The organism is Chryseobacterium sp. NFX27, assembly GCF_049887855.1.
Classification (GTDB): Bacteria; Bacteroidota; Bacteroidia; order Flavobacteriales; family Weeksellaceae; genus Chryseobacterium.
Genome location: NZ_JAGEKK010000003.1, coordinates 63,843 through 77,442 on the forward strand (window position 1 = coordinate 63,843; position 13,600 = coordinate 77,442).

A 13,600-nucleotide genomic window follows, 5' to 3' on the forward strand; every position below is an offset into this window, starting at 1 on the left:
TTACAATTTATATCGTTGAATACATTTGGCAGCATTAATTTTGTCTGCTGGGACGAATAACAATATCACCAATTTCTACATCAGAAGGCTGTTCCATTGCATATATTACAGCATTGGCTATTGCAACAGGGCTTATGGCCAGTTTCTCCATATTGTCTTTAATAACGCTTTTCATCTGGTCATTTTTAATGCCATCGGCAAAATCTGTTTTTACAACGCCAGGAGAAATACCTGTGATGCGGATCTCTCCGTTCGACTCTTGACGGAAAACTTCTGCAATGGTTCGTACTGCATTCTTTGTACCGGCATAAACTCCCTGCATGGGTACTATTTTCATGCCCGAAGTTGAAATGATATTGATGATATGACCTGTTTTTTGTTGTTTAAATATCGGAATTGCAGCTGCCATTCCATACAGTACGCCTTTAAGGTTGATATCAATCATCTCATCCCAACCTTCAATATCTAAGTCATCAATTCTGCTCAGCTGACTGACGCCCGCATTGTTTATGATTACGTCCACTCTGCCAAAAACATCGGCTGCCTTTTGAACCAATGTGACCAGGTCCCTGGATTTGGTAACATCCGTTATGGAGTATTCTACATGATTATTCGATTCTTTAATCTTAGCAGCAAGCTCTTCCAGTTTATCTTTTCTTCGGGCACCCAACATCACTTTGGCTCCCTGCCCGGCAAGCGTTAATGCAATACAGGCTCCAATTCCACTGCTTGCTCCTGTGATTACCACTACTTTTCCTTCAATTTTTTCTTTAATTGTTTTCATATTCCAATTTTTATAATGAAATACAAAAATCACCTATTGCTCTTGACCAAATGTAGCCGAAATGGAATATTTTGTAGCCTAAGCAGGATCATCCTATTTTATAGAATACACCGTACTTTATCATGAACTGTGAAAGTCAATACCCGTTCCTTGTGAATCTTATCTGCTATGTTTTTTGCTTAATCCCAGATAAAAGGTCTTTGCACTCCCATAGCTCTCAGATAATATAGAAACTGTCCTGCATGTACAGATTCATGGTACGCAATTCTCAGAAGATAGTCGCCGAGAAGCTTTTTTGTACCGTTTCCGGGATGAATAATGATGGTTTCGGAGAGTTCTTTTTCAGAGAATTTCTCTACGCTTTGTAAAAAATTCTGGCGGTAAGGTTCTGCAAATTCAATTTCATCTTCAACACTGCTGTAGGGGCGGTCTTCCCAGGGTGTACGATAATTGCTCATATCTTCTTTATTGATGATCATATTCCAGCCATAGTCAGCCTGCAGAACATGTCTTATCATCTGAAGAGCAGTCGTGGCATCAGAATCCGGTTTCCAGTCATAAAAGTTCTCAGGAAGCCCATTCCATAAGAGTATACTGCGTCTTCTGGTTTCATTAAGATGATCGGTGATCAGTTGATTGCGGGTCATGGAAAAAGTTTAAAGCTAAATTAATCTTTTAATTGAATCTCCCTTTAAAAACCTGAGTCTGAAAGATAGCAGATGTAATTACTATTCTGCAGTTTGCTACTTTATGTGTAATAATGAAATCAGATTTTTAAATATTCACTAATCGTTTCTAAAACTCCAAAATCGTCATTTGAAAGAGTAGAAAAGCTGGCGGCAACCTTTACGGAAGGATGGGCATTTTCCATTGCGTAAGAATATTTCGATTTTTCCAGCATGGTAATATCATTCATATAATCTCCGAAAGACATAGTTTGGGATGGCGAAATATTCAGAAGATTCTGCAGCTTTTCCAGTGCATTCCCTTTATTGATATCTTTATTCATAATATCAAGCCAGTATTTTCCTGATACCACCACTTCCAGATTATTATCCCGGAACTTTTTCAGGAAAGGATAAAGATTCTTTTCAGAACCTTCAGAATGATAAACTGCGATCTTAAAGGCATCATCATTTACTTCTTCCCCCAGATCATTTACTTTTTGATTTTCAGTATAATATTTTGTAAAATAATCAACAAATTGCTGATCTTCACTTTCATAATAAGCCTTCTTTTTTGCAGACAAAACCGCTCTGGCACCCGGAATTTCCCGGACAGCCGCTGTGATATCAACAATAACCTGATGGTCTAATTTATCAGCGAAAAGCTCTTTATTTTTGTAAATAACATATCCTCCATTTTCTGCAATAAAGCCGATATCATTCTTAATGTCTTCAAAATATTGGGTAATACCCGGCATTTGTCTTCCGCTTGCAGGCACAAACAGGATATTTCTTTTTTTCAGCTCTTTAAAAACAGCAGAAAATTTGGGGCTTACTTCATAATTGGAATTGAGAAAAGTGCCATCCATATCTGTGACAATCAGTTTAATATCTGTCATAATAGTATTCTTTACCAAAATTCAAATGGAATCTTTGATTGTAATTCAATTAAATTTACAGTGCAAAGTTAAGCTCTTTTATTTATACATTTTTATAATGCTCCACTGAAATACCCTGCAATATTTCTGCACTCTGTTCTGGGGTGATGTCGCGCTGCGGTTCTGCCAGCATTTCGTAGCCGACCATAAATTTTTTCACTTCGGCGCTTCGCAGCAAAGGCGGATAAAAATGCATATGGAAATGCCATTCAGGATGTGGTTTCCCATCCGTTGGAGACTGATGAATTCCTGCTGAATAGGGAAAAGAAATCTCAAAAAGATTGTCATATTTTGTGGTTAAATCTTTCATTATTCCTGCTAAAGAAAACTTTTCGGAATCAGAAAACTGCAGAACATTTTCAGCTTTTCTTTTGCTGACAATCATCGTTTCGTAGGGCCAAACCGCCCAAAACGGAACTAAAGCCACAAAATCTTTATTTTCAAGAACGATTCTTTCTTTAAGCTCTAATTCTTTTTTAACGTAGTCTTCTAAAAGTGACCTTCCGTTCTTTCCAAAATATTTTTTCAGATTTTCCTGCGTTCTCAAAACCGTTGACGGAATAGAAGACTGTGCCCATATCTGCCCGTGCGGATGCGGATTGCTGCATCCCATCACACTGCCTTTATTTTCAAAAATCTGAACATGACTGATGTAATCTTCAGCTCCCAGTTCTTCATATTGCTGCTGCCAGACGTCTACAATTTTTTTGATATCATTCACTTCCATTTCCGGTAAAGTAAGGCTGTGATTTTCCGAGAAACAAATGACCCTGTTAATCCCGCGCTCAGGTTTTAATAAAAAAAAATCCGGCTGCTCATCAGAAAATCCGACATCTTCTTTCATCAGAGAACCAAAATCATTATCAAAAACATAAACACCTTTATAATCAGGATTCCTTTCACCATTGACTCTCAGATTTCCGGAGCATAAGTAACAATCGGGATCATGAGCCGGAAGTTTTTCTTCGGTAACTTTTTCGGTTTGTCCTTGCCAGGGACGGTTGGCTCTTTGCGGAGACACCAGAATCCATTCATCCAAAAGAGGATTGTATCTTCTGTGAGGATGCTTTTTCTGATTAAATGATAATTTCATTTCTTTTGTATTCATAGATTCCATCCGATATTTTTACACGATACACTTTCATTTCAATGTCGAAATCCGTCTTGTATTTTGCACTGATATTTTTAATGACTTCATCTACATTTTCATCTTTAATAAGATTGATGCTGCATCCTCCAAAGCCGCCACCCATTATTCTTGCCCCTGCAACATCTCTTTCCTTCAAAGTTTCCGCTACCATAAAATCAAGCTCTTCGCAACTCACTTCAAATTCAGTAGAAAGTCCGGAATGTGTTTCGGTAAGAAGCTCCCCAAGATATTTTACGTCACCTTCCGACAAAGCTTTTGCGGCTTTTTCAACCCTTTTGATCTCCTTTAAAAGATAAAGGCATCTTTTATAAGGTGTTTCTCCTATTTCGGCTCTCACTTTATCCAGCATTGAAAAACTGAAATCTCTGAACTTCTCTATTTCGGGAAACTTTTCCCACAATATTTTTTTCCCTTTATCAACATCTTTTCTCCTGTCATTATAGCCGGAAGTGAGATGCGTATGTTTTATGCAGCTGTCGAAAAGTACCAGACTGTAATCGTCCAGGTTAGCTTCGAAATACTGATGTTCCAGAGAATTGCAGTCCAGCATGATCACCTGATGTTCTTTACCGAAAACAGAGGCAAACTGGTCCATAATTCCACAGTTCACACCAACAAAGGTATGTTCGGATTTCTGGCCAATGAGTGCCAAATCTTTCTTTGTCAGATTTAAATCAAAAATATGGTTGAGAATAAAGGCAAATCCGCATTCTAAAGCCGCTGATGACGATAAACCGGAGCCCATCGGAATGGTACTGCTAAAAGCAATCTCTAAACCACCGACTTTTTTTCCACTTTCCTGAACAGCATTAAATACGCCCAGTAAATAATTTACCCAGACCTGTGAAACCGGAGTTTGCTTCTGGTTGATATTAAAACTAAAAGAATCGTCGAAATCTTTAGCAAAAAAGCTACAGGTTTCCGGATCATCCGCTTTTTTTACAGCAAAACAAATATGCTTGTCAATAGCCGCGGGAAGCACAAAACCATCGCTGTAATCGACATGTTCACCAATAATATTAATTCTTCCCGGAGCCAGAAAAATATGTTCCGGTTCTGAGTGGAAGGCCAATCGGAATGCTTCTGTTGTGTAATTGATAAGTTTCTCCATTATAGATGACTGCAGTTTTGCTTTTTGATGAATTGAGTCTTAAAATTTAATTTAGTTTGTTGTCAGGAATATTTTCGCAAACGTATGCGGCAAATAATTATTTCATTTTTTGTGAATCTTTGATAAACTGCTCCAGACCGCTGTCTGTTAACGGATGTTTCAGCAATGACAAAATCGGAGGCAACGGACAGGTAACGACATCTGCACCTATTTTTGCGCAATTGATGATATGCATACTGTGTCTTACGGAAGCTGCTAAAATCTGTGTCCCAAATCCGAAATTATCATAAATGGTTCTGATTTCTTCAATTAAATTTAAACCGTCTGTAGAAACATCATCCAGCCTGCCAAGAAAAGGAGAAACATAGGTTGCTCCTGCTTTTGCAGCCAGAAGAGCCTGTCCGGCAGAAAAAATTAAAGTACAATTGGTTCGGATTCCTTTTTGGGAAAAATATTTGATCGCCTTGATGCCGTCTTTAATGATGGGAACCTTTACCACGATCTGAGGATGCAGTGCAGCCAGCTCCTCTCCTTCTTTGATCATTTCATCATACGTAATTCCGATTACTTCGGCACTTACATCACCCTCTACAATATCGCAGATTTTAAGGTAATGATTCAGAATATTCTCCTTTCCGGAAATCCCTTCTTTTGCCATAAGAGAAGGATTGGTCGTAACGCCATCTAAAATACCCAAAGCATTGGCTTCTTCGATCATAGCAAGATTGGCTGTGTCTATAAAAAACTTCATAAAATATCGTGTTAAATTATTTAAGTGTCAAAATTCATTTATTAAACGATTTTTCTCTACTTATTTTAGAATAAAAACCGGGAAATAAGAAAGTAAGTGGGTCTAGTTAAGCATTTTAATTATGATGTCCCATATTCAGTTTAATCTTCTTTAAATCTTCCAGTTTGTGAACCGGTCTCTCAATGTCATAAGGAATCGGCATTTTCGAAAAAGTCTGGAAATAAAGCAGGCAGGCGTCTTTCCACCAGATAGCATCTTTTACCTGAATTTTTAATTTTGACTGAACGTTTTGAAATCTTTCTTCATCTACATAAGGCTGCATTTTATCCCAGACTTTCTGGTATTCGCGTACATTTTTTACGCCTATATCGTATTTGTAAGATAATCCTTCCCACAAAGTCTTTCCGTCTTTCATCTGATAATCCCACGGAACATGATGAAACCACAAAAGCAAGTTTTCCGGGCAGGTTTTGATATTTCCATAAATTTCATTTAACGGAGGAAAATAATCAGAAACGGCATTGCTTCCGGATTTTGTACGGTCAAAGCCAATTCCCTGGGCATTTGCCTGATGGTAATACACTGGCGACCAGTCGGGTCTTCCGCCTTTGTAATCTCCCCATGGCTCCGGACCGTAATGATGTCCCGATGCAAAAATATGGTGCAAACCAAGAGGCATCATATAATCCACTGCTGTTTCCCTTGAAGTGAGCATTATTTCTTTTACAGGACTGATGAATTTTTCATTATCCGTAAATGTCATTTTAATCCATTCATCGGCAATCTGCTCGGAAGTCAGATCATGATTCCAGGCCAAACGTCCGAAGGCGTACCAATTGGCTTGTGCAAAATGATGTCCCGTCCAGTTTTTATCTTCTCCAATGTTGGAAACTGCTGAGATCGCCGAAATCTTTGCCGGTCTTAAAGTTCCGTCCGTAATTTTAGCAATTGTAGAACCTTTTCCGTCGGAATAAGTATCACTGTCAAGTGTTTCCTTAAATAACGGAGCGAGATAAACGAGATGATTTGAGAATCCTAAATACTCCTGGGTAATTTGAAATTCAACCATTTCAGAAGTTTTTTTCAAGGCTCCAAAAAGTGGATTAAATGCTTCACGGGGCTGAAAATCAACGGGTCCGTTTTTGATCTGAATGATGACATTATCTCTGAATTTCCCGTCAAGCGGAACAAATTCCAGATAAGCCTGTTTTGCACGGTCTTCTTTACTTGGACTATACACAAAAGCTCTCCACATCACAATTCCGCCATAAGGTTTCAGAACATCCGCCATCATATTGGCTCCGTCTGCGTGGGTTCTTCCATAATCCTGCGGACCGGGTTGTCCCTCGGAATTCGCTTTCACCAAAAATCCTCCGAAGTCAGGAATTAATTTATAAATTTCAGAAGCTTTATCTTTCCACCATTTCTGAACATCTTTATTCAAAGGATCGGAATTCTGCAATCCACCCAAAACTTTTGGCGATGAGAAATTAACGGAAAGATAGACTTTGATTCCGTAAGGTCTGAAAATGTCTGCCAGGACTTTTACTTTTTCCAGATAATCTTTTCTGAGCATATTTGGAGAGGCATTCACATTGTTGAGAACAGCCGCATTAATTCCAATCGAAGCATTGGCTCTTGCATATTCTTCATATCTGGGCGAAATTGTTTTGGGTAAATCTTCCCATTTCCAAAGCGAATGTCCGGCATACCCACGCTCAATAGTTCCGTCCAGATTATCCCAATGGTTGAGAATTCGAACATCATACGAAGGTTTTTCGGTAATATTAAGATTTGTTACCGCTGATTTTGTCTGCTGCAATCGTAAAATATGATAGACTCCGTAAAGCAATCCGATTTCTTTTTCGGCGGAAATAACCAATTTGTTCTGAACCGATTTTATTGTATAACCGTCTTTTAAATTTTTTAATGATTTATCCTTGCGCAGTTCAATTTCCTGACCCTGCCAATGATTCATTAACTCTTTTTTGGCAATATTCAACGTCGGACTGTTTCCTTTAGAGATAATTTTATCTGCTGAAACTCCATTCTTCGCAGGAAACCGAAGCCAAAGCTGACTTCCGTCCTCGGCCAAAACCGTTAACGGAATCATTAAAAATAATAGGATGTATAATCGGAAATTTTGCATTGGTAAATGTTTCAAGTTGATTAAGTTTTGGCTAAGCCAAATTGTATATTGCATTTTAAACGGGCCCCTTCGACTCCGATCAGGATGACATTGCCCGTTCCTATTGATTATCCCTCTAGCCCTTCAATGGTTTTAATTTTACCATCTCCGTCATATTCAAGTTCAATGACCTTCATGCTTCTGAGCCATGTTTTTCCTTCACTCGGAACACAATCATGGAAGAACAGATACCATTTCCCTTTAAACTCCACAATACTGTGATGGGTTGTCCATCCAACGACAGGTGTCAGAATTTCTCCCTGAAAAGTAAATGGCCCATAAGGATTGTCTCCCGTTGCATAACATATCAAATGGGTGTCGCCGGTAGAGTATGAAAAATAATATTTACCGTTGTATTTATGCATCCACGAAGCTTCAAAAAAGCGGTGTTTGTCGCCGTGAAGCAAAGGATTTCCATTTTCGTCAAGAATCAGAACGTCTTTAGGCTCTTCCCCGAATTCCAGCATATCACCGCTCAAAACAGTAACCTTTGAAGGAATTGCCGGTTCATTTTCATTAGGAAGAATCGCAGATTCCAGAGCCTTATTGTTTCTGTAACGTTGTAATTGTCCACCCCAGATTCCGCCGAAATACATATAATGTTTTCCGTTTTCTTCGAAAATACAGGGATCGATGCTGTAACTTCCCATCATCGGATGTTTCTCCGGAACAAAAGGTCCGTAAGGTTTATCGCTAACAGCAACTCCGATTCTGAAGATGTCATTTTTATCTTTTAAAGGAAAATACATATAATATTTGCCGTTTTTATACGCTACATCGCAATCCCACAACTGCCTTCCCGACCAGGGAATATCTTTTACCGAAAGAACAGCTCCGTGATCAGTAATCTCACCGTTTTCAACGTCATCTAAAGAAAAAACGTGATAATCGTTCATATCAAAATGGTCGCCGTTGTCATTTTCTTCCATTCCACTTTCCCAGTCGTGGGACGGGTAGATGTACAGTTTGCCTTCAAAAACGTGTACGGAAGGGTCTGCCATATAATCTTTCGGGAATAGATATTTTGCTTTTTTCATTGTTTTAATATAGATATTTAAATAATAGACTGATAGATAATAGATTTCATTAAATTGAATTGAATTTCTCGCAGATCATTTAACTGAAGAATCTGCTTGATTTGCCAAATCTGCGAAATAACATTTTTTTAATCTTTTTAAACCTTATAGGTTTTGAAAACCTATAAGGTTTGAGAAGGTATTATTTTTCTTTTGTTAGCTGAATGATTTTTTCCACTACAGGTTTTGTCTGATCATTACGGTCGAAAAGTAATGGATAATCGGTTCTGCCTTTTACCGGAAAATCGTTTTTCCAGGATTGCGCATCGGTAGTGCCCCATAAAGTCACTCTTCTGATTTTATCCTGATGTTTGATGAATAATCTGAAAAAATCCAGATAACGGTTTTCCCATGCTGTTTTTACATTTTCGGGAAGACCTTTCGTGTAAGGATTCATTTTTGCCTGATATTCGACAGTATCGGAAACGTTGGCTGAAGTTCCCCAGGGTGAAGGAAGTGCGCTGATCTCCATTTCAGTAACATTCACTTTTACGCCGTTTGCTGCGTAGGCTGCAATGGCTTTTTCATATTCGTCAAGTGTTGGTGTATCGAGACCCACGTGAGTCTGCATCCCGACACCATCGATACGGATTCCTCTGGATTTCAGGTTTTGAACCATTTTGCTGACGGTCTGAACTTTTCCGGAATACCATTCGTTATAATCATTGTAATACAATTCCGCATTCGGATCCGCTTCCTGAGCATACTGAAAAGCCAGCGGAATAAATTCTTCACCAAGGATTTCGTAAAATTTGCTTTTACGGTAAGAACCGTCCTCCATAATGGCTTCATTGACTACATCCCACCCTTTTACGCGGCCTTTGTATCTGCTTACCACCGTGGTAATATGATTCTTCATTCTTTGTTTAAGGACTTCAGCAGAAACGTCTTTTCCGTCTTTATCAATAAAAAACCATTTGGGTAACTGAGAATGCCAAATCAACGTATGACCGATGATGAACATCTTGTTTTTCTCTCCAAACGCCACAAATTTATCGGCATCATCAAAGAAGAATTTCCCTTCCTGCGGTTGCAGAAACATTGATTTCATACAGTTTTCCGCAACAATGGAGCTGAACTGTTTTTTAATAATCTCAACAGATTTCACCTCTGTTCCGTGAATCTGCGGAAGACTCATTGCTGTCCCGATATAGAATTTATTTTTGAATGCATTTTTCAGGGTGGCATCAGAAGCTGCTGTGCCTGCTGTTTTACATGAGACGGTCAAGGTTAAAATTCCTAATAATGCTGCTATTTTTTTCATAAGATTTTATTTGATTTCAATCAGCCTTGTCAAGGTTTCGAACCTGGACAAGGCTTTTTTTTAATACGCCGAATTGCACGCAGCCCGGCTTGAACGGAGCTCTTTTTGTGGAGCGAAGCGGAACAAAAAAGCGGGAGAGGAAGACGGATTAAGCTGCCCAAAAAATTATATCTGATCAGTTATTTTCTTCTTTCTTTAAGCTCCTGTTCGATTTTGATTTCCATTTTTTTGTTTATTTCGTAAAACATCAGCAATCCACACGCTAAAAAGAACGGAATGGACGGAAATAGGCTGACCAGCATTTTCGCCCCAGTAGAAACGCTTTCCGGCTGAACAACACTCATTGCACCTTCTGACGAAATATACCCGTACTGCCCAATGATATAAGCAACTAATGAGCTTCCGATGCTTAATCCAACCTTTAAACCGACCATCATTGCCGAAAAAATAATGGCGGTTGCTCTTCGGTTGTTTTTCCATTCCGAATAGTCTGCGACATCGGCAATCATTGCCCAAAGCAAAGGTGTTCCGATCCCGTAAAAGAAACCGTGTAAAATCTGAGACAAGAACATCAATCCAACCGATTTTGGCGGATAAAATATGAATGCCAGCACAAATAAGGTTGAAATAAATAACGAAGCAATGAACGCATCTTTTTTGCCATATTGGTCTGCAAATCTTTTGGAGAAAGTAATCCCGACAATCATCATAATGATTCCCCCCGCATTGAAGAGCCCGAAACCTGCTGAACGTGGATCTTCACCAAAAAAGTTCATACCGATGGAATTGAAAAAATTGGTAATGGGTGATATAAACTGCTGGAGAGAAGCTTCATCCACATAATTATTGAAATAATACACATACGAACCACCTTTCATTGCCAATGTAATGAAAATCAAGGCAGTAACGATCAACATGATGATCCACGGCTTGTTTTTCTTTAAATCTTTTAAATCAGCACCCAAAGTCGATTCCTGCTCCGGTTTTGGAACCACTCTTTCTTTGGTTGTAAAAAACGTTATCAGTAACATGAGTGTTCCTATAATCGCCAGCCAGGTCATTACCACTTCTATTCCGGCTGCTTTATCGCCGTGTCCCGCAGATAAAATAATCGGCAGCATAAACACCTGAACGAAAAACTGTGCAAACATTACGGCTACAAAACGGTAAGAAGAAATACTGTTGCGTTCACCCATATCGCCTGTGATTACGCCACTTAAAGCAGCATAAGGTAAATTATTGGCTGCATAAAGCAACAGTAACACAGAATAAGTGACTGCCGCGTAAATCATTTTTCCTTTATACGAAAAATCAGGGGTACTGAATGCCAAAAGTGCCGCTGCCCCCAATGGAATGGCAGTGAGCAAAATCCACGGGCGGAACTTTCCCCACTTTGTTCGTGTCCGGTCTGCCAAAGCACCAATCAGGGGGTTGAAGACAAAACCAGCCAATAATCCGACGGTGAGGGTAATGATAGAAGCATCTTCCGGTTTTAATCCGTAAATATCTGTGTAGAAATAAGCTAAATACGTCACCAGAGTCTGGAATACCAGATTAGCCGCTAAATCTCCTAAACTGTAGCCGATTTTCTCAACGACGGATATTTTTGGGGATGAGTTGTTCATTTTAATAGTTTATAATTGATAAATGATAATTGATTATTCTGTAGTAAATGGTGAAGCGGGAAGTCCGGTTTTGTTTCTGAGGTTTCCGTCGGGATTGTCTGCCCAGTTGTATCTTACTGAAACGGGATTTGAAACGGAATCATTCCAGACAATGATTTTCTTGCCTTCAATTTTTGCTTTTGCCCATTGATAATTTCCGTCTTTCGCTTTGATGGCAAAACCTTTCAGTTCAGGCACATGTTCAAAATTATCAGTTTCTGGTTTGAAAGAGAGAATAATTTTATTTCCTTCTACCTTCATCGACTGATACACCGGTCCGTCTGCGATAATATTTTTCTTGTCAGCAACTTTAAGTGCCTGCAAAGCTAATCTGTCGCCAACCGATTTTTTATTTAAAGGATGAATATCGTTCCACTCCCCTATATCGATAATTACGGCAAGCCCGGTGTTGGGAACTTTCAGCGAAACCAGGCGCTGCTGGTCTCTCAATTCTGCCCAATTGCTTTCAATAGGCTGCGCTTTTGGTTCCATAAAATTTGCTAATTGTACTGTGAAAAAAGGCATATCTTTCTGGTTCCATTTGTTTCGCCAATCGGTAATCATTGTGGTCAGCAGATCTCCGTATTCTTTTGGTTTTCCAGTGTTGCTTTCTCCCTGATACCAAATGGCACCTTTGATATTATAATTGATTAAAGGATTGATCATTGCGTTGTACAATCCTGTCGGTTTCCAACGAATAAAAGTCTGTCCGGGAGCCATTTTTTCCATTTTGGCACCGATTTTATATTTCCATTCGGTTTTTAAATCGATTTTTTTTCCATCAATTTCGATGTAGTAAGGCTTGTCTGCGATGAACTGCCCCTTTCCGCTCCCGTTTGTAACCCTTACAGAGATAACATTTTTCCCTTCTTTTAAAATACCTTCCGGGATATTGTACCAGCGAGGCGGGTATTCGTAGGTTACGTTTCCTACTTTTACGCCGTTGATGTAGGTAACATCAGCATCTTTTATTCTTCCTAAATTTAAAAATGCAGCTTTTCCTGCCTGATTTTTAGTTAAATTAATTTCTTTTCTGAACCAAACTGTTCCTTCAAAAGAACCTTCTTTATCTTCCCACGAACCGGGAATATTCATTGTATTCCATTCAGAATCATTTAGATCGAAGTTTTCCCAATGCTGATTTAAACCAATATCACTCTGATCGAGTTCTGCGTACCACGCCTTGCTCAATGCCTGTTCGTTAGATTCTGTAGACTTTATCAACTCATCATTCTGCCATTTTTTGGCTTCGTCAAGATATTCGGGATATTTTTTCAGAGAATTTTCATCCATCCACGCCTGAATCGGAGAACCGCCTAAACTTGCGTGGATAATTCCGACGGCCACTTTATTTTTTTCACTCAGCTGTTTTGCAAAAAAATAGGCAACTCCGGAAAAATTAAGAATGGTCTGCGGGTTTGTAGTTTCCCATTTGCCGCCATCAAGCTCAGTTTGAGGCGATTTAAAATTATATTTTTGGGGAACCGTGAAAAAACGGATATTCTGATTATTTGCATTTTTTATTTCATCTGCATAAAGCGGAGTCAGTCTGCGCATCGGCAGTTCCATATTCGACTGTCCTGAAGCCAGCCAAACGTCACCGATGAGAATATCTTTTAATGTAATTTCATTGATAGTCATTGTGTATGGACCTCCGGCTTTCTGCTCTGGAAGCATGATTTTCCAGTTTCCGGCTGGGTCGGCGGTTGTATTGTATTTTTTGTTGAGGAATTTAATTTCAACTTTTTCTCCGGCATCGGCTTTTCCCCAGACATTCAGTTTTTGGTTTCTCTGCAAAACCATTCCGTCTGAAACCAATGCAGGAAGCTTAATTTTAGCTTCCATGAAAATGCAGAATGTACAGAGAAGCAAGCTTAAAATTTTTAGTTTATTGTTCATATTAGCTGAAAATATTTTTATTAGCCTTGTCAAGGTTTAGAACCTTGACAAGGCTGTTTAATTTAATAGAATTCGTTATTAGTTTTGGCTAAAGCCTTTTTCATTTTGTT

11 protein-coding genes are annotated in these 13,600 nt (G+C 39.0%); all 11 read right to left on the bottom strand.

What is annotated here, in order from left to right:
• Positions 1-34: 34 nt before the first annotated feature.
• Positions 35-784 carry an SDR family oxidoreductase gene (locus J4Q03_RS04555; RefSeq protein WP_426047023.1) on the bottom strand — a complete coding sequence of 250 codons (750 nt, stop codon included), beginning with the start codon at positions 782-784 and terminating at the stop codon, positions 35-37.
• 179 nt (positions 785-963) lie between these two features.
• Positions 964-1,431 carry a DinB family protein gene (locus J4Q03_RS04560; RefSeq protein ID WP_426047024.1) on the bottom strand — a complete coding sequence of 156 codons (468 nt, stop codon included), beginning with the start codon at positions 1,429-1,431 and terminating at the stop codon, positions 964-966.
• A gap of 119 nt (positions 1,432-1,550) precedes the next feature.
• Positions 1,551-2,348 carry an HAD family hydrolase gene (locus J4Q03_RS04565; protein ID WP_426047025.1) on the bottom strand — a complete coding sequence of 266 codons (798 nt, stop codon included), beginning with the start codon at positions 2,346-2,348 and terminating at the stop codon, positions 1,551-1,553.
• A gap of 82 nt (positions 2,349-2,430) precedes the next feature.
• Positions 2,431-3,480, bottom strand: coding sequence for a UDP-glucose--hexose-1-phosphate uridylyltransferase (locus J4Q03_RS04570; protein ID WP_426047026.1), 1,050 nt, complete (start codon positions 3,478-3,480; stop codon positions 2,431-2,433).
• A complete protein-coding gene (gene galK, locus J4Q03_RS04575) occupies positions 3,464-4,648 on the bottom strand; it encodes a galactokinase (RefSeq protein ID WP_426047027.1) in 1,185 nt (394 codons plus the stop codon). Before galK ends, J4Q03_RS04570 begins: the two co-directional genes overlap by 17 nt.
• Before the next feature lie 97 nt (positions 4,649-4,745).
• On the bottom strand, positions 4,746-5,399 hold the full coding sequence (fsa, locus tag J4Q03_RS04580; protein ID WP_426047028.1) for a fructose-6-phosphate aldolase: 654 nt from the start codon (positions 5,397-5,399) through the stop codon (positions 4,746-4,748).
• Positions 5,400-5,514: 115 nt separating this feature from the next.
• A complete protein-coding gene (locus J4Q03_RS04585; RefSeq protein ID WP_426047029.1) occupies positions 5,515-7,548 on the bottom strand; it encodes an alpha-glucuronidase in 2,034 nt (677 codons plus the stop codon).
• Positions 7,549-7,655: 107 nt separating this feature from the next.
• Complete coding sequence (locus J4Q03_RS04590; RefSeq protein WP_426047030.1) at positions 7,656-8,624, bottom strand: glycoside hydrolase family 43 protein; 969 nt, start codon at positions 8,622-8,624, stop codon at positions 7,656-7,658.
• A gap of 181 nt (positions 8,625-8,805) precedes the next feature.
• Positions 8,806-9,927 carry an endo-1,4-beta-xylanase gene (locus tag J4Q03_RS04595; protein ID WP_426047031.1) on the bottom strand — a complete coding sequence of 374 codons (1,122 nt, stop codon included), beginning with the start codon at positions 9,925-9,927 and terminating at the stop codon, positions 8,806-8,808.
• 179 nt (positions 9,928-10,106) lie between these two features.
• The gene (locus tag J4Q03_RS04600; protein ID WP_115981992.1) at positions 10,107-11,552 is read right to left on the bottom strand and encodes an MFS transporter; all 1,446 of its coding nucleotides are present in this window, start codon (positions 11,550-11,552) and stop codon (positions 10,107-10,109) included.
• A 33-nt stretch (positions 11,553-11,585) separates the two neighbouring features.
• The gene (locus tag J4Q03_RS04605; RefSeq protein ID WP_426047032.1) at positions 11,586-13,490 is read right to left on the bottom strand and encodes a sialate O-acetylesterase; all 1,905 of its coding nucleotides are present in this window, start codon (positions 13,488-13,490) and stop codon (positions 11,586-11,588) included.
• Between the last annotated feature and the right edge of the window lie 110 nt (positions 13,491-13,600).